At 71.2% G+C, this 17,134-nt stretch carries 15 protein-coding genes; 11 read left to right on the top strand and 4 right to left on the bottom strand.

The genetic code is table 11. The features are described 5' to 3' along the window. Nucleotides 1–696 carry a DUF222 domain-containing protein gene (locus G6R24_RS09530; RefSeq protein WP_225438324.1) on the bottom strand — a complete coding sequence of 232 codons (696 nt, stop codon included), beginning with the start codon at nt 694–696 and terminating at the stop codon, nt 1–3. 568 nt (nt 697–1,264) lie between these two features. Between G6R24_RS09530 and rimO the strand changes: the two genes are divergently transcribed. The 9 genes from rimO to G6R24_RS09485 all read left to right on the top strand — a co-directional run bounded on the left by rimO (nt 1,265) and on the right by G6R24_RS09485 (nt 8,611). Continuing rightward, nucleotides 1,265–2,740: a 30S ribosomal protein S12 methylthiotransferase RimO gene (rimO, locus tag G6R24_RS09525; protein ID WP_163548897.1), complete on the top strand. Its 1,476-nt coding sequence runs from the start codon at nt 1,265–1,267 to the stop codon at nt 2,738–2,740. Continuing rightward, entirely contained in the window at nt 2,737–3,372 is a 636-nt protein-coding gene (locus G6R24_RS09520; protein WP_163548896.1) for a CDP-alcohol phosphatidyltransferase family protein, read from the top strand. Before rimO ends, G6R24_RS09520 begins: the two co-directional genes overlap by 4 nt. Next, nucleotides 3,362–4,633 (top strand): competence/damage-inducible protein A, encoded by a 1,272-nt coding sequence (locus tag G6R24_RS09515; protein ID WP_163548895.1) that lies wholly within the window; start codon nt 3,362–3,364, stop codon nt 4,631–4,633. The genes G6R24_RS09520 and G6R24_RS09515 overlap by 11 nt, the downstream gene beginning before the upstream one ends. A gap of 148 nt (nt 4,634–4,781) precedes the next feature. Then, a complete protein-coding gene (locus G6R24_RS09510) occupies nt 4,782–5,093 on the top strand; it encodes a helix-turn-helix domain-containing protein (protein WP_163548894.1) in 312 nt (103 codons plus the stop codon). 79 nt (nt 5,094–5,172) lie between these two features. After that, nucleotides 5,173–5,640 carry a Dps family protein gene (locus G6R24_RS09505; RefSeq protein WP_163548893.1) on the top strand — a complete coding sequence of 156 codons (468 nt, stop codon included), beginning with the start codon at nt 5,173–5,175 and terminating at the stop codon, nt 5,638–5,640. Between the two features lie 111 nt (nt 5,641–5,751). Further along, nucleotides 5,752–5,946: a hypothetical protein gene (locus G6R24_RS09500; RefSeq protein WP_163548892.1), complete on the top strand. Its 195-nt coding sequence runs from the start codon at nt 5,752–5,754 to the stop codon at nt 5,944–5,946. A gap of 68 nt (nt 5,947–6,014) precedes the next feature. After that, on the top strand, nt 6,015–6,824 hold the full coding sequence (locus G6R24_RS09495; RefSeq protein WP_163548891.1) for a PspA/IM30 family protein: 810 nt from the start codon (nt 6,015–6,017) through the stop codon (nt 6,822–6,824). Then, a complete protein-coding gene (locus G6R24_RS09490; RefSeq protein WP_163548890.1) occupies nt 6,811–7,581 on the top strand; it encodes a hypothetical protein in 771 nt (256 codons plus the stop codon). The genes G6R24_RS09495 and G6R24_RS09490 overlap by 14 nt, the downstream gene beginning before the upstream one ends. Before the next feature lie 478 nt (nt 7,582–8,059). Continuing rightward, nucleotides 8,060–8,611 carry an RNA polymerase sigma factor gene (locus G6R24_RS09485; protein ID WP_163548889.1) on the top strand — a complete coding sequence of 184 codons (552 nt, stop codon included), beginning with the start codon at nt 8,060–8,062 and terminating at the stop codon, nt 8,609–8,611. Here G6R24_RS09485 and G6R24_RS09480 read toward each other — a convergent pair. From G6R24_RS09480 to G6R24_RS09470, 3 genes are read right to left on the bottom strand one after another with little or no spacing between them, the layout of a single operon-like run. Beyond that, nucleotides 8,568–9,536 carry an Fpg/Nei family DNA glycosylase gene (locus G6R24_RS09480; RefSeq protein WP_163548888.1) on the bottom strand — a complete coding sequence of 323 codons (969 nt, stop codon included), beginning with the start codon at nt 9,534–9,536 and terminating at the stop codon, nt 8,568–8,570. The genes G6R24_RS09485 and G6R24_RS09480 overlap by 44 nt on opposite strands. Beyond that, nucleotides 9,523–10,923 carry an MFS transporter gene (locus G6R24_RS09475; RefSeq protein ID WP_175084797.1) on the bottom strand — a complete coding sequence of 467 codons (1,401 nt, stop codon included), beginning with the start codon at nt 10,921–10,923 and terminating at the stop codon, nt 9,523–9,525. The genes G6R24_RS09480 and G6R24_RS09475 overlap by 14 nt, the downstream gene beginning before the upstream one ends. After that, the gene (locus G6R24_RS09470) at nt 10,920–15,623 is read right to left on the bottom strand and encodes an ATP-dependent helicase (protein WP_217451638.1); all 4,704 of its coding nucleotides are present in this window, start codon (nt 15,621–15,623) and stop codon (nt 10,920–10,922) included. Before G6R24_RS09470 ends, G6R24_RS09475 begins: the two co-directional genes overlap by 4 nt. 103 nt (nt 15,624–15,726) lie before the next feature. On the opposite strand from G6R24_RS09470, the gene G6R24_RS09465 reads away from it, so the two are divergent. Both G6R24_RS09465 and recA read left to right on the top strand, forming a co-directional pair. Then, nucleotides 15,727–15,918: a DUF3046 domain-containing protein gene (locus G6R24_RS09465; protein WP_163548899.1), complete on the top strand. Its 192-nt coding sequence runs from the start codon at nt 15,727–15,729 to the stop codon at nt 15,916–15,918. A gap of 168 nt (nt 15,919–16,086) precedes the next feature. After that, nucleotides 16,087–17,134, top strand: a 1,048-nt coding sequence (gene recA / locus G6R24_RS09460; RefSeq protein ID WP_225438323.1) for a recombinase RecA, incomplete at its 3' end; no start/stop codon positions are given.

The following is a 17,134-nucleotide window of genomic DNA, read 5'->3' as shown; positions in this document are numbered from 1 at the left end:
TTAACCTACGGCCATTGGGCCACGGGGTGCATGGGCAACCTCGCCATCCCCGGGCGCGCCGTTCGAAGCGGGGTCGTTTCGCCCGGCCTCGAGACTCGATCGCGCCGCATCGAGGGCGGCGAGCAGAATCGCCGCGTCGTCCGGCGGCAAGGTCGCGACCAGCCGCACCGAGCCGTCGCTGTTCGTTCGTATCGCCACGGCGCGAGCGGAACGCAGCTTCGCGGGATCGGCGTTCTGTTGCCGGCGGCGGCTGACACGCTGTTCCAACTGGCCTGCCGTCAGGCTCCGGGCGAGCTCAAGCCACTCCGCTTCGTTCTCGGAACGTGCGACTCGCGTGATGGCACGAACCTTTGAATAGGACAGCTCCCCACAGGCCAGGGCGGCCCGGATGGCGGGAAGCCTCGCCATCGCATGGGCGGTGGCGAGCTGCTCGCGCGCGGTACGCAGCTCCAGCCCACAGTGCAGAGCCAGCCAGTGGGCACATGAGGAGATTCCCGCCCCGGACCAGCCCTGCCTGCGGTCGAAGGCGGCGATGGTCAGGAGCCACGTGCAGCTGGCGGCCGCCAGGCGCGTTGACCAACGGCAGATCGTCTCCTCCAGCACCTTCAGCGGAACCTGCTCCGCGTCGAAGTCGGCCGGGGCGGGGGAGGGCAGAGGCGAACTCGGACGGGATGAAGATGCGGCTGTCATGGTCATCACCGGTTCAGGGGTGAGGAGCGTGTGAGGCGCTGACGGGAACCACTTTCCCACAGTCGAGCCGCTTTTTCGACCGTGTGAGCGAATATTTTCGAACGCGTCTTCGATTTCAGGAGGCTGGTCGGCTGTGGACGCATTCGAGGATCCATGCCTGCGAGCTGGGCAGATGTGGTCGGGCATCGCGGCCTTGACATCCGCAGTCGCGCGTGGCGTCATGTATTCGAACGTAAGAGCGATCGAGGGGGCGGGGCTGTCCGGCTGGGCCGGGCGGGGCTCACTGCCGGATCGACCGGTGCGTGACGTGGCAGGTCCGACCCCGGTGCCAGGTGCAGGGTGCGAGCCCGAGAGCCCGTGCGGCGGTTCCGCGGAACCGCCGCACGGATCCCGCGGCCCTACCGATGATGATCGAAAGGAGGGACGGATCGATGCAGTCCTGTGCCAGATGTCCCGCCGCGGCGGCGTCGGGTGCCGAGGATCAGGTGAATCGAGAGCGCGTGGCGAGGTTGTCGCTGTCGGCCATGTCGGGCTGGTGCGGCGCCGGTCGCCGCTGCCCCGGTAGCCTGACCTTGTGTCCACACGTGCATCTCGCCGGGTAGCTCTGATCACGCTCGGTTGCGCCCGTAACGAGGTGGATTCGGAGGAGTTGGCGGCCCGCCTTGCCACTCAGGGGTGGCAGCTGGTCGACGAGGCGGCCGACGCCGACGCCGTGCTGGTGAACACCTGCGGTTTTGTCGACGCCGCGAAGAAGGATTCGATCGACGCCCTGCTTGCCGCTGACGATCTGCGGGGCCAGGAAGGCATCGACGGACCGCGAGCGGTCGTGGCTGTCGGATGCCTGGCCGAGCGGTATGGCGGTGATCTCGCGGCGAGCCTTCCCGAGGCTGATGCGGTGCTCGGTTTCGACGCGTACCCGCGTATCGGCCAGCACCTGGACGCGGTCTTGGCGGGGGCCGAGGTGCCGGCTCACCGGCCGCGTGACCGCCGGAGTCTGCTGCCGATCACTCCGGTGGATCGATCCGCCGCCGCGGTTCACGTGCCCGGGCATGGCGCTGTGACGCAGGTGGCCGTGGAGCGTCGGCGATTGACGACAGGTCCGGTCGCGGCCTTGAAGATCTCCAGCGGATGCGATCGGCGATGCGCGTTCTGCGCCATCCCGTCGTTCCGTGGCTCGCATGTGTCGCGGCCAGCGCAGGATGTGCTTGCCGAGGCGGAGTGGCTCTCCGGCGAGGGGGTGCGTGAGCTGGTGCTGGTCAGCGAGAACTCGACGTCCTACGGCAAGGATCTCGGTGATCTGCGTGCGCTGGAGGGGCTGCTGCCGCGGCTCGCGGCGGTGCCGGGCATTGTGCGGGTGCGAACGGTGTACCTGCAGCCAGCGGAGCTGCGACCGTCGCTGGTGGAGGTGCTGCTGACCACCCCGGGTCTGGCGCCGTACCTGGACCTGTCGTTTCAGCACGCGAGTCCGGGTGTGCTGCGCCGCATGCGACGCTTCGGTGGCGCCGAGCACTTCCTTGACCTGCTTCGCCGCGGCCGTGCGTTGAACCCGGAACTCGGCGCGCGATCCAACGTCATCGTGGGCTTTCCCGGCGAGACCGAGGCCGACGTGGATGTTCTCGCCGAGTTTCTCGTCGAGGCGGAGCTGGACGCGGTCGGCGTGTTCGGCTACTCGGATGAGGACGGTACCGAAGCGGTCGGTCTGCCAGGGAAGATCGAGGCCGAGGAGATCGAGCGTCGCCGGGTGCGGATCACCGATCTCGTCGAGCAGTTGACCGCGGATCGCGCGGCCGGGCGCCTCGGGCAACGGGTCCAGGTGCTCGTCGAGGAGGTCACGGATGGGCTGGCCCATGGCTGCGCCGGCCACCAGCAGCCCGAGGTCGACGGGGCGTGTGTCGTGCGCCTGTCCGGTCCAGCGCGACAGGATCCGGTGCGGGTCGGTGATCTGGTGGAGGCGCGGGTGGTGGCGACCGAAGGCGTGGATCTGATCGCCGAGTTCGAGGCGGTGCTCGACCGGGCGCCGCGCGGCGCCGTCGTGGCCGTCGAGACGTGACAGCCACTCCCGACGGCGCTCCGGTGCTCAACGTGGCCAATGTGCTCACGGTGTCACGTCTGGTGCTGGTGCCGGTTTTCGTCGCCTTCCTGCTCGCCGGTCCGGACAGCGACAGCTGGCGGTACGCGGCGTTCGCGGCCTACGCCGTGGCCGCGATCACGGACCAGATCGACGGGCTGATCGCCCGCCGTTGGCATCTCGTGACCGATTTCGGCATCCTTGTCGATCCGATCGCCGACAAGGCGCTGACCGGAGCCGCGCTGATCTCACTTTCCGCGCTCGGTGAACTGCCCTGGGTGGTCACAGTGGCGATCCTGGTGCGGGAGGTCGGGGTGACCCTCCTGCGGCTGTGGGTCATCCGATTCGGAGTGATCGCCGCCAGCCGAGGTGGCAAGGCGAAGACCCTGCTGCTCAACGTCGCGATCGGGTTGTACGTGCTGCCGCTGTCGGGGGTGGCGGCGACCAGCCGTGCGGTGATTCTCGCGGCCGGAGTGATCGTGGCGGTGGCGACCGGGGTCGACTATGTCTACCGGGCGCTGGCCCTGCGCCGGCAGGCCGCGGCCCAACGGCTGCCGCGGCAGCCGCACGGGGAGACTCCCACGGACCGCGAGGGGTATGCCGATGCGTGCTGAACTGCTGGCCGTCGGCGATGAGCTGCTCTACGGCGACATTGTCAACGGTAACGCCGCCTGGCTCGGTGGCCAGCTCGCCGATGTCGGGGTGACCCTCGAACGGTCGGTGGTCGTCGGTGACGACGTGGAGACGATCGCCGCCGCGATCCGTTCGGCGTTGGACCGCGCGGACACCGTGCTGATCACCGGTGGCCTCGGACCCACCCAGGATGACCTGACCCGCGAGGGTGCCGCCGCCGCGGCGGGTGGAGTGGAGGTGCGCCGGGTGGAGGCCCTCGCCGACGAGTTGGCCCGTCGCTACGAGCGCCAGGGCCGCGGCGACGCGCTGCCGAGCATGAACTTCCGTCAGGCTGAACTGCCGGTCGGTGCGGAGCCGCTGCCGAACCTCGCGGGGACCGCGCCCGGTGTGCGGATGGAGATCGGCGCCGGCGTTGTCTACGCGATGCCGGGCGTGCCGTTCGAGATGACGGCGATGTTCACCGCGAGTGTCCTGCCGGATCTGCTTCGCCGGGCCGGCCAGCCGGCGGTGGTCGTGCACCGCGTGCTGCGCACCGCGGGTATGTGGGAGTCCTCCGTGGCCCAGGCGCTGGCCGAGGAGGTCGATCGGCTCGCTCCGATCGGCAATCCGCGGATCGCCTTCCTGGCCAGCGAGGGGCAGACCCGGGTCCGGATCACCGCCCGCGCGCGGGATCGGGCCGAGGCCGACGCGTTGATCGCTCCGGTGGAGACGGCGGCCCGGGCGGCGCTGGGGGACGGGGTGTACGGCAGCGACGACGACACGCTTGAGGGCGTCGTCCTTGCCCTGCTCGGCGCGCGCTCGGCGACGCTCGCGGTGGCCGAGTCGATCACCGGTGGACTGCTCGCCGGCCGGTTGACCGAGGTGCCGGGTTCGAGTGCGGTGTTCCGCGGGGGCGTGGTGTCCTACGCGACGCAGGTGAAGGCATCGGTGCTGGGAGTGGATGCCGATGTGCTCGCGACACAGGGGCCGGTGTCGGCGGCGACGGCGGCCGCGATGGCTACCGGGGTCCGCGACCGGCTGGGTGCGGACTACGGTCTGTCGACGACCGGAGTGGCCGGCCCGGGCAGCGCGCAGGGGCATCCGCCGGGGACGGTGCATCTTGGTCTCGCCGGCCCGCGGGGTGTGATCACCCGGCTGGTGCGGCTGCCCGGTGATCGGGCCCGGGTACGGATGTTCGCTGTCGTGTCCGCGCTGGATCTGCTCCGTCGGACGTTGACCGTGGGGTCGGATGTGGCAGTCTGAACGCGCTCGGTGATGGACTCTCGACGAGACACGGGAGTAATCGCCGGACCCGAGGTGCTTACACAGTTACAGTCCCATCAACGACGGCCCGAGGGCCGTGGTGGTGGGTATACGGTGAACGCATCCCGCGGACGAAGGAGGAGGCTCGATGGTCCTGCTCCGACGCATGATCGGCGAGGCGTTGCGCCGCCGCCGTCAGGATCAGCACCGCACGCTTCGGGAGGTGTCGTCGGCGGCCCGAGTGTCGCTGGGCTACCTGTCCGAGGTCGAACGCGGCCAGAAGGAAGCGAGCTCCGAGCTGCTCGCGGCGATCTGCGAGGCACTCGGGGTCCGGCTCGCCGATCTGCTGCGTGAGGTCAGCGAGGACCTGGAGCTCGCCGAGCTCGCGGTCGGCACGACAGTGGGCGGTGCCACGGTGGTAGTACCGGCCCGTCCGACAGTGGTGGAACGGGCGGCCTGACCGTCGGCTTACGCACCTCGATCCCGGGCACGTCTGTGTATACAGGCGAACGCCTGAGAGTGAGGGGGGCCACCGAGCCATGAGCGCAATCCGAAGCCCACTGTCCGACGAGGCTGGCATCGTTGCCGGCGAGGCGCTGCAGGGCGCTCTGGTCGATCTGATCGACCTGAGCCTGTTCGCCAAGCAGCTGCACTGGAACGTGACGGGCCGAACATTTCGCAGCGTGCACCTTCAGCTCGACGAAGTGGTCACGCTGGCCCGACGCTACGCCGATGACGTCGCCGAACGGGCCGTGGCGATCGGGATCAATCCGGACGGCCAGTCGGCGACCGTCGCCCGCGGCACGCACCTGCCCGGCGTCGAGGTCGGCTACGTCGCGGATGAGAAGGTGCTGCGGCTGGTGACGGAGGTCCTCGCCGCGACCGTGACCAGGATGCGGACAAGAATGGACATCACCGGGCAACCCGATCCGGTCACTCAGGATCTGATCATTGGCATCGTGCGTGATCTCGAGCAGCAGCACTGGATGTTCCAGGCCATGGTCTGACCCGGGCGCGTGCTGGCCCGGAAGGGGTAGCGCAGTGGCGGCTGGCCCGTGGATCTGCCACTGTCCCCGGTTACAGGCACTGCGGCGAGAAGGCCAGAGAGAGTAGGTGACGTGAGCACCGCCTCACGACCCGAGGAGGAGGACGTCGAGCCCGGGCATCGGCCCATCCAGGTGTGCAAGGGCTGTAACGGGCTCGGCGAGCAGCTCGTGGTGTTCGCGACCGCACGCGGTGGGTTCGTTCCGGCGTGCCGGCCCTGCCTGATCTGCGCGGGCCGCGGTCGTACGGCGCTGAGTCCGCCGGTCTGACGTGAGGCCGACTCGATTGCCTCCACGGTGGAGCCGCCGACCGGGCCGGCTCGTGCGACGATCGATGTATGGCGAATGTGGTTCGCAGGATTGCCCGCTACCTGTCCGCGTCAGCGAACCGGAAGTTTGACGAGCGAGCGGATCCGCGAGTCCAGATCGACCAGGCCATCGAGGACGCCCGGCGTCAGCATGAGGTGCTGATCCAGCAGGCCGCCCTGGTGCTGGGTAACCAACGCCAGCTTGAGATGCAGATGGCCCGTCAGGCGGATGAGGTCACGAACCTCACCGAGTCGGCGCGTTCGGCGTTGCTGCTGGCCGATCGGGCCAGCGCCGCCGGTGATCTCGCTGGTGCGACCAGCTACGAGGAGACCGCGCAGGCCTTCGCCAGCCAGCTGCTCACCGCGGAGTCGTCGCTGGAGGATCTGCGGAACCTGCACCGGCAGGCGGTGGCCTCCGCGGCCCAGGCCCGTACGGCGGTGCAGGACAACGAGGTGCGGATGCGGCGGCATCTCACCGAACGATCCCGGCTGCTGACCCAGATCGAGCATGCCGCCATGCAGGAGCAGATGACCCGGGTGATGGAGGGGATGTCGACCCTCGCGCCCGCCAGTGACACACCGACCCTCGCCGAGATCCGGGACAAGGTCGAGCATCGCTACGCGGTGGCGCTCGGCCGCCACGAGCTTGCCTCGCGAGGCACCGAGGCCCGCATGGTCGAGGTGCGTCGGGCGACGCTGGACGCGCGCGCGCAGACCCGCCTCGCCGAGCTGCGTGGTGCGCTCACGGCCGGCGCCGAGGGGGAATCGCCGGTGCCGCCGTCGCTGACCAAGGGCGATCCCGTGGCGGGGGAGGGGCCAGCCGGCGATGGACGGTCCTAGCCGCACCCGCCGTTTCGACGCCGCCGCCGCGGCGACCGTGCCCGCGTTACCGGACTGGGTCGGTGCGGAGGTGGAACGCCGCTCGTTGCGCCGGGTCCAGCGCCGTGAGGTGCGGGGGCGGCGCTGGGTGGGGCGGTGGGTGGCGGTGACCACGACGGGATGGAGTGCCCTCGCGGCGCTCTCGCCGGTGGGTGCGGTGCTCGGTGGCTGGGAGTGGCTCCTGCTGGGCGCGGCGGCCCTCGCCCGGGCCGGGCTTGGTGGTCGGGAACTCGCGGAGCTGCGTCGCGATGACGCGGCGCTGCGTCTGCCGGGCGCGAACGCGCCGAGCCCGTGGGCGCTGCGCGGATCCGCTGCCGCGGCGCCGCTGCGCCGAGGCGAGGCGGCGCTGGGCGCTCTGGTCGCACTCGCCCGCTCGCTGGGCGGCTCGGCCGGCCCGTCCGGCGGTCTGCTGCGGGGCGCGGTGACCGGCGCGGTCGAGGTGGTGGACGGCCTGCGGCTCGGGGCGGTGCGGACGGTGGCATGTGAGACGGCGATGCGGGCGATGACCGATCCGCAGCGGCGAGCCGGGCTCGTCCGCACCCGCGACGAGCTGGCCGCCGCGATGGTGGCGTCGGCCGCCGGGCTCGACGATCTGCTGGTGGCCGCCGTCGACGTGGTCGGTGGCTCGGCTCCCACCACGGCGGATCTGGCGCGCCTGCACGCCGACACCGAACTGCTGCGCGAGTACGCGCGTGCGCTGCGTTCGCTGGCCGATTGAGGGCTGCTCGGGCCAGTACGGCGGACGGGGCGTCCCCCACAGTGTCAGCTATCCAACTGGGTGGCACTTACGGGGGAGAGATCGTCACGTTTACGCCCGGTTCATTGATTACGGAGAGTAGTACATGGCAATCCGTCATAGGTCGTGGGGGGGGGGGGGCAGAACAACCATCTGGCCGGTCCGCGAGGCGTTTTATCGCCGTTTGGTGGCGTTAGGTCGCTGCAAAGCCAACAGATCCGCCCCTGTCGTGCGCACTGTGCGTAAGTGTTGTGCTTGTCTGTGGGCGGGTTAGGTCGGACGACACTGGTCTGCCCAGGAGTGGATGTGTAATGTCCGGCTTGTCCAAGGCTCGCTGTCTGGCACACAGCAGGCACACAAGACCAAGGCGCGTTGCGGTCCCCGGTACTGGCGCGTACCGGATCGGCCCGTAGGGCGCTGGGGGGTGGCGCGGTCCTAGCAGGTCAGAGGTGGACTTACCGTGACATGCCCAACCGAGGAGATTCCCTCGGTCGGTTCCGTGGTCGGCGCAGGCGTCGCCGAGCTGGACCGGCCCTACAGCGAGCAGCGTTGGTCGCTGATTCTCCCGCACCGGGAGCGGCTGATCCACATCGCCCGCCGTCGACTGCCCAGCAAGGCGGACGCGGAGGACTGCGTGCACGAGGCGTTCATTCGCGCCGCGGGATTTCGTGATCTTGATGCAAGTCGGGTCGGTCAGTTCCTGACGACCACCGTGTTGCGGTTGTGCGTCGACCATCACCGGGCCCGGCAGCGGGCCGAGCGGGCCGTGGTCCGTGGGTATCTGCAGCCGTGGGAGCCGGCGCCGGACGACGCGGTCTGCGACCGGGCCGAGGCGCGCTGGTTGTTGGCTCGAGCCGGCACGTTGCGCGGTCGGGAACGTCAGGTGATCATGGCGCGTGCGGCGGGAATGAGCACCCGGGAAGCCGCCGCGGATCTTGAAATCAGCCTGAAGGCGGCCGAGGGCGCGTTCACCCGTGGCCGGGCCCGCCTGATCTCCTTCTCCCGAAACTGATCCCTGCGGAACCCGTGTTCGCCCGGAGCTCACGTCCCGCCCCCGTCGGGCTGATCGGCGCACGTTGCGTATAGCGAGTACCAGATGGCTGGCAGTGCGGGCACCACGTGGTTCGGCGCCCTTCGCCGTGGCCGCGCCCGGGCCCGCCGCCATCGCCATCGGCCAGGTGACCGTCCCCTTCGTCGTCCCCGTCCGTGCTGTCGGCGACGAGGATGCGGGTTGCGCACCGCCGGCAGGGCCGTCCCGCCTGGCCGTAGACCCAGTGTTCCTGCCCCGCACGTGGGGACCCGGTCGTCGTCTGATGGCCACCCCGAGCACCAGCGGAGATCATCAGCTGGGCTTGGCGGATGAGCCCGGCGAGGTCGGGTACGTCCTGCACAGCCGTCCATGGCGAGACGCCAGCGACGAAACAGGCTTCGGTCCGCCAGATGTTTCCCAGACCCGCCAGGTTGCGCTGGTCCAGCAACGCGGCGCCGATGGAGCGCCGTGGACGGGCCCGCAGCCGGGTGAGAGCCGCCTCGAGATCCCAGTCGGGGCCGAGGAGATCCGGTCCCAGATGGCCGACCGCCTCGTGTTCACGGTCGCTGGGTAGCAGCTCGACGATGGCCAGCCGGTAACCGACCGCGATCTGTCGCGCGGTGACGAGCACGACGCGAACCTGCCAGTCCGGCCCGCCGGTCCACCGTGCCTCCGGTGGGTAGAGGTGCCAGCCGCCCTCCATCCGAAAGTGCGTGTGCAGGCTCAGCCCACCGTCGAACCTGGTCAGCAGATGTTTGCCGCGTGCGGTGACGCCGCTGATCCGCTGTCCGGACAGGTCCGCGGTGGCAGACGCTGGTACTCGCAGGTCGCTGCGCAGCACTGTCTCGCCGGCGAGTGCCGCGTCCATCCGCCGCGCTGCCCGCCACACGGTGTCACCCTCCGGCATGTCCGTCCTCCGGGAGTCTGCGGGCGACCAGCAGCGCACCCACCAGGCCAAGTGACACGGTCAGGGCGAAGCTGGCGGCGAGCCCGGCGGTCGGCGCCCCGCCCGTGGCCTGACTCGCGGCCACCGCCACGCCGCCGAGCCCCGCGCCGAACGCCGTGCCCAGGTTGTCGGTGAGCGAGACCGCCATGCTGGCCTCGCCCTGACGCTGCGGCGGGGTCAGCGCGAGGACCAGCGTCACGATCGTCGAGTACGACAGGCCGATACCGTAGCCGGCCACGCCCCAACAGGCGACCGGGACGGCCAGCGGCACCCCCTCGAGCAGCACCGTGGCGAACCCCCCGGTCCCGACGGCGACGAGGACCAGCCCGGCGGTGACGACGCTGCGCATCTGCACTCGTCCGGCCAGGCGCGCCTGGGTCCAGGACCCGGCGGCCCAGCACAGGGTCGCGCCGGACACGGCGATTCCCGCGACCATGGTCGATTCATGGCGCACCGCGGTGAACGACAGTGGTACGAACGGGTCCGCCCCGAAGAAGGCGCAGGTCAGCAAGCCCCTGCTGGCCACAGCGGCCGGGACGCCTGGACGCATCCGCAGCGTGCCGGCCGGGAGCAGCCGCCGCAGTGGCCCGCCCGCGCAGACCAGTCCCGCCGCCAGCAACGGCAGTCCCAGTGGCGACCGGCTGGTCAACGCGGCGAGCACCAGTCCGGCGCCGAGGGTGACCCGTACCGCCGCCACCGTCAGCCCGCCACCGCCGCCCGGGACAGCGAAGCTGTGCCCCTCGGCGCCGTCTGCCCGGGTGACGGCGGGCAACGCCCGAAGCGCGCGCAGCGGGATGAGGCCGAAGACGATGGTGAGTGGAAGCAGGCCGCCGAAGACCCACCGCCAGCCAAGGTGTTCGGCGATCAGGCTGGACAGCGCCGGACCGCCGAGCCCCGGCACCACCCACGCCGTGGACAGCACGGCGAAGACCCGAGGATGCAGCTCGTTGGGATAGGCCCGGCCGATGGCGGCGTAGGCCACGGCGGGGATCGTGCCACCTCCGACGCCCTGGAGGGCCCGGGCGGCGACCAGTACCGGCATCGTCGGCGCCATCGCGGCGATCAGCAGCCCGATCACGAAACACACCAGGCCGACGGTGAACGGCCGGGCGGGGCCGGCCCGATCGGTGTCACCGCCGGCCAGCACGATGCCGAGCGTCGTGCCGAGGAAGAACGCGCTGGTGGCCCAGCCGTACAGCGCGAAGCCGTGCAGGTCGGCGGCGACCTCGGGCAGGACCGTGACCACGGCGAGCGCCTCGAACGCGACCAGCGTGATGATCGCGACCAGGCCGACTGTGAGGGCCCGCACCCGCCGGTCCCAGGTGGAGACGACAGCCGGCTCGTTCACCTGCGCAGACGCAGCCCGCGTGGGGTCAGCGCGAATCCGGCCCGGGTCAGCGCGACGCCGATGGGGCTACCCGTGACGGCAGCCCCATCGGACTTCTCGACATGCAGGGCGCCCAGCGCCCCGTCGACGACCGCCCGGGCCAGCGCGCCGGCGGCCCGGTCGGTGAGCTGGTCGTCGGTCGTCCAGGTCAGCAGGGAACGTCCACCGCGTTCGACGTAGAGGACGAGGTGGCCCTCGACCAGCACCACCAGCGCGCCGGCCTTGCGGCCCGGCCGGTGCCCGGCGGCCGGCCGGTCCGGCCAGGGCAGCGCCGCGCCGAACGGGTTCGCCGGGTCGGTCGCGGCCAGCACGACCCCGTCGGACGTGGTGCCCTGCGGGTCCCGACGGCCGGGCCCGGGTGCCCAGGCAGGGGCGTCGGCGTCGTCGCGCTGGGTCGCCGCGATCGCCCGCAGCCGGTCGACCGCGCCGGGCACGGCGAACTGCGCGGCGCCGAGTGATTCGACGAAGTACCCACGCCGCGCCCGTCCGGCGTCCTCGAACGCGCTGAGCACCCGGTAGACCGCGGCGAAGTCACCCGGTGGATGTTCCGCGGTGACCGCCCCGCGGGTGACGATGCCGTGCCGTTCGAGCAGCGCCTCGGCCTGGGCGTGGGCCCGCCGGGTGGGGTCGTCGTCACGGGCTGGCAGCGCCGACCATCGACCGGCCGCGGTCGGCGGCCCGGTGCGTCGCGGCAGCGCCGGTCGACCGTAACGCGCCGGACGGAGCCCCGGCGCCCGCCGAGCGCGAGCCGCGCCGGGCCCGGCGCCCCCGCCACCGGTGGACCCGCGGCCGGCGGAGAGCAGCACGCGCAGCGGTGCCAGCGTGTCATTGGTGATCTGACCAGCCCAGACCAGATCCCACAGCGCTTCGGTGAGCGCGGCGTCGTCCAGCGACCCGACCCGGTCGGACAGCGCACGCATGAACAGCGCCGATCCATCGCTCAGCGTGTCCAGGAGTGCGAGGTGCAGCGGGCTGCTCGCGGCGTCCGGGTCGGGTGCGGGCAGCAGCAGCGGCGCGGCGTCGGCGGTGACCAGGGTGAGCCAGCCATCCCCGCCGGGCAGGCCACCGGCACCGGCCCAGTGCACCTCGCCGGCCGAGCACAGCTCGTCGAGCAGGGCCGGAGAGTAGTCACGCACCCGCGCTGGCAGCACCAGCCGCTCCCAGGCGCTGGCCGGGATGAGCGCACCCTGCAACTGTTCGATGGCCTGCAGCACACCGTCGACACCGCGGGCGGCCCGCTGCCCTGCCCCGGAGATGCCGTGCCAGGCGGGCAGGAACGCACCGAGCGCGCGGACCGGGGTCGGTTCGATCTCCCGTCGCAGCGCGGCGAGGCTGCGCCGCCGCAGCATCCGCAGCACCTCCGCGTCGCACCACTGCTCGCCCGCGCGGGCGGGATGCAGCTCGCCGCGCACCAGCCGGCCGCGGGCGGTCAGCGCGTCCAGCACCGTGCTGACAACGGCGACGCCCAGGCCCAGACGGCGGGCGGGTTCGGTGGCGTCGAACGGCCCGTGGGTGCGGGCGTAGCGGGACAGCAGATCGCCGAGGGGATCCTCGACCGGTGCGGTGAAGGCGTCGGGCACGCCCATCGGCAGGGCGACCCCGAGCGCGTCGCGGAGTCGCCCCGCGTCCTCGACCGGGACGAAGCGTTCCTCGCCGGCGATGCGCACGCGCAGAACGCGCCGGGCGTGTTCGAGTTCGGCGAGCCACTGTGACGTCGCGCCGCGGGTGACGGCCTCCTCGAGGGTCAGATCGCCGACCAGGCGCAGCAGGTCGGCGACACCCTCGGCGTCGCGGGCGTGGCGCTCGGGGCTGCGCCGGCTCAGGTCGGCCTCCACCTGGGCGAGCGCGGCCGGGTCGATGAGCTCACGCAGGTCGGCCTCGCCGAGCAGTTCGGCGAGCAGCGAACTGTCCAGCGAGAGAACCTGGGCGCGCCGTTCGGCCAGCGGGGCGTCCCCGTCGTACATGAACGCGGCGACATAGCCGAACAGCAGCGCGCCGGCGAACGGGGACGGCGTCGGCGTCGCCACCTCGACGACCCGCAGCGAGCGGCCCGCGATCCTGCGCATCAGATCGATCAGGGCCGGGGTGTCGAACACGTCCTGTAGGCACTCCCGCATCGTTTCCAGCACGATCGGAAAGTCACCGAACGTCGCCGCCACCGACAGCAGTTGCGCGCTGCGCTGGCGCTGTTGCCACAGCGGTGTGCGCCGCCCGGGGGTGCGCCGCGGCAGCAGCAGCGCCCGACCTGCGCATTCGCGAAAGCGGCTGGCGAACAGGGCGCTGCCGCCGATCTCGGCTCGCACGATCGCGTCGATCTCGTCGGGGTCGAACACGGCGAGCTCGGCGCCGGGTTCCTGCGCACCGTCCGGGATGCGCGCGACGATGCCGTCGTCGGTGTGCATGATCTGCACCTCGGTGCCGTACCGCTCGCGCAGCCGGGCGCCGAGCGCGAGCGCCCACGGCGCGTTCACCGGCGCGCCGAACGGCGAGTGCACGGCGAGTCGCCAGTCACCGAGTTCGTCGCGGAAACGTTCGACCACGATCGTGCGGTCATCGCTGAGATGGCCGGCGACGGCACGCTGTTCGTCGAGGTAACGCAGCAGGTTCTCGGCGGCCCAGGCGTCGAGCCCCGCGGCGCGCAGCCGGGCGTCGGCCGCGGTGGCGTCGAGCTGGCCGAGCTCGCGCAGGAACACGCCGAGTTCCTGGCCGAGCTCCGCCGGACGCCCGGGCGTGTCGCCGTGCCAGAACGGCAGCCGGCCCGGCCGGCCCGGGGCCGGCGTGACCAGCACCCGATCGGCGGTGATCTCCTCGATCCGCCAACTGGACGAGCCGAGCAGCACCACGTCACCCACGCGGGACTCGTAGACCATCTCCTCGTCGAGCTCGCCGACCCGGCTGCTCTTCTCCCCGACCAGGAACACCCCGAACATGCCGCGATCGGGGATGGTGCCGCCGCTGGTCACCGCGAGCCGTTGCGCGCCGGGCCGACCATGCAGCAGGCCGGTGGTCCGGTCCCAGACGATCCGGGGTCGCAGTTCCGCGAAGTCGTCGGACGGATAGCGCCCGGCCAGCATGTCGAACACTCCCTCCAGCACCGAGGCCGGCAGGGAGGCGAACGTGAACGTCCGTCGCACCAGCGCGCCGAGATCGTCGACGGACCAGTCCTCCATCGCCGTCATCGCCACGATCTGCTGGGCGAGCACGTCCAGCGGGTTACGCGGACAGCGCAGCCGCTCGATCTCCCCGGCCCGCATCCGCTCCGCGACGACCGCGCATTCGAGCAGGTCACCACGGTGGCGGGGGAGCACCACGCCGATGCTTGGCGCGTCGACCTGATGCCCGGCGCGGCCGACCCGTTGCATGCCGGCGGCGACGCTCGGCGGTGACCCGATCTGGACGACGAGATCGACCGCGCCCATGTCGATGCCGAGTTCCAGGCTGGACGTGGCCACCACCGCGGGCAGCCGGCCGGCCTTGAGGTCCTCCTCGATCAGCTGCCGCTGCTCGCGGCTGACACTGCCGTGATGGGCACGGGCCACCTCTGGCCAGGCCGGGTCGACGCGGGCAAGCCCGGCAGCGCCCATCACCTCGGCCGGCAGCCCACCCGGCGGGCCGGCGCCGCGGATGGCAAGGTCACCAAAGGCGGCAGGGCCACCGAGGGGATCGTCGGAATCCGCGTCGAGCGGCCCGGGAACGGGGCCCGCCGCCGCCAACCGATCCGCGTAGCGCTCGTTGAGTCTGGCGCACAGCCGTTCCGCCAGGCGCCGGGAGTTCACGAACACGATCGTCGACGCGTGCGCCAGGACCAGGTCAAGGACCCGCTCCTCGACCGCCGGCCAGATGGACGCCCGGGTGGGCCCCGCCGCGGCGGAGCCGCCGGCGTCGACCTCGGCGGCTGGCCCACCGAGGTTCGTCATGTCCTCCACCGGGACAACGACCTCGATCTCGAGGGTCTTCGCCGCCGGTGGGCGCACGACGCCCACCGGCGCACTCCCACCGAGGTACCGGGCGACCTCGTCGATCGGGCGGACCGTCGCCGACAGGCCGACCCGCTGCGCTGGTTCGTCGAGCAGCGCGTCGAGCCGCTCCAGGTTCACCGCCAGATGCGCACCGCGTTTGGTGCCGGCCACCGCGTGAACCTCGTCGACGATCACCGTGCGCACCCCGCGCAGCGACTCGCGGGCGGCGCTGGTGAGGATCAGGAACAGCGACTCGGGCGTCGTGATGAGCACGTCGGGCGGACGGGTGAGAAAACCGCGTCGTTCGGTGGCCGGGGTGTCGCCCGAGCGAATGGCGACGTCCACCTCGGGTTGGGGCAGACCCAGACGCTGCGCCGCCGCCCGCATCCCGGCGAGTGGGGCGCGCAGGTTGCGCTGCACGTCGACGGCGAGCGCCTTCAACGGGCTGATGTAGAGCACCCGGCAGCGCCGGGTCCGCTCCGGCGGTGCCTGCGCGCGGGTGATCGCGTCCAGCGACCACAGGAAGGCCGCGAGTGTCTTCCCGGAGCCGGTCGGTGCGACGACGAGCGTGTTACCGCCGCCGCGGATGGCCTCCCAAGCGCCGCGCTGGGCCGGGGTCGGCGCGGCGAAGGCGGCCTGGAACCACGCCCGCGTCGGTGCGGAGAACGGCGCGAGCGGGTCGGCGGCCATGTCATCCAGCATGCCGTCCAGTCTGCGACGGGGCTCCGACAGTTTTCGTCGGCCGAGTCGAACGTCGGCGACGCCCCGTCCCGACGTTCGGTGCGCCACGGTGCACACTGGACGGGTGCGGCTGACCGAGTTCTGGGCAAGAATGAACACACAGTTCGGATCGAGCTACGCGGAGTCATTCGCCCGCGATCATGTGCTGACCGGTCTCGGCGCCACGGTGGAGTCCGCGCTGGCTCGCGGGGATGACGCCCGGGTCGTGTGGCGGGCTGTGTGCGAGGAGTTCGACGTGCCCGCCCGGGAGCGCTGAGGGGGTCCCCGGCGGCGTGTCGTTCCGCTATCGAACTCCTGTTCGGGTATGTTGTCCCCATGCGCCAACTTGTCCACAGATCAGTCCCGGCCCTCGAAACTGTCGGACCCAGGGCCTAGCGTCAGTCCCGTGGCCAAGAATCGACGACCTCAGCATGGAGTTACTCCGATGGTGGCAGGACTTGACCGTGAGAAGGCGTTGGAGAACGCCCTCGCACAGATCGACAAGGCGTTCGGCAAGGGATCTGTCATGCGGTTGGGGGACGAGACCCGGCCGTCGATCCAGGTCATCCCCACCGGGTCCATCGCGCTGGACGTAGCGCTGGGCATCGGCGGGCTCCCTCGCGGGCGTGTCATCGAGGTGTACGGCCCGGAGTCCTCGGGAAAGACGACGGTCGCCCTGCACGCGGTGGCCAACGCGCAGGCGATGGGGGGCATCGCGGCGTTCATCGACGCCGAGCACGCGCTCGATCCGGAGTACGCCGGGAAGCTCGGGGTGGACACGGAGGCGCTGCTCGTCTCCCAGCCCGACACCGGTGAGCAGGCCCTGGAGATCGCGGACATGCTGGTCCGCTCCGGCGCGCTGGACATCATCGTCATCGACTCGGTGGCCGCGCTCGTGCCGCGCGCCGAGATCGAAGGCGAGATGGGCGACAGTCATGTCGGGCTGCAGGCCCGGCTGATGTCGCAGGCGCTGCGCAAGATGACGGGGGCGCTGGCGAACTCCGGCACCACCGCCATCTTCATCAACCAGCTGCGGGAGAAGATCGGGGTCATGTTCGGCTCGCCGGAGACGACGACCGGTGGAAAGGCGCTGAAATTCTACGCCTCGGTGCGGCTGGACGTCCGCCGGATCGAAACTCTCAAGGACGGTGCCGAGGCGGTGGGTAACCGCACCCGGGTGAAGGTCGTGAAGAACAAGGTTGCCCCGCCTTTCCGTACGGCGGAGTTCGACATCGTGTACGGCGGTGGAATCAGCCGTGAGGGCTCCCTTATCGATATGGGTGTCGAGCACGGCATCATTCGCAAGTCCGGTGCCTGGTACACCTATGACGGCGACCAGCTCGGTCAGGGCAAGGAGAACGCCCGCTCCTTCATGCGGGACAACCCCGACCTGGCCAACGAGGTCGAAAAGAAGATCAAGGAAAAGCTGGGCCTCATTCCGACGCTTGAGACCGAGGTCGAAGCCGCGGTCGCGGCGCCGGTCCCCGTCGACC

The sequence above is a fragment of the Candidatus Frankia nodulisporulans genome (assembly GCF_902806475.1).
Taxonomy (GTDB): domain Bacteria; phylum Actinomycetota; class Actinomycetes; order Frankiales; family Frankiaceae; genus Frankia; species Frankia umida.
This window is presented reverse-complemented; position numbering and strand designations above follow the sequence as displayed.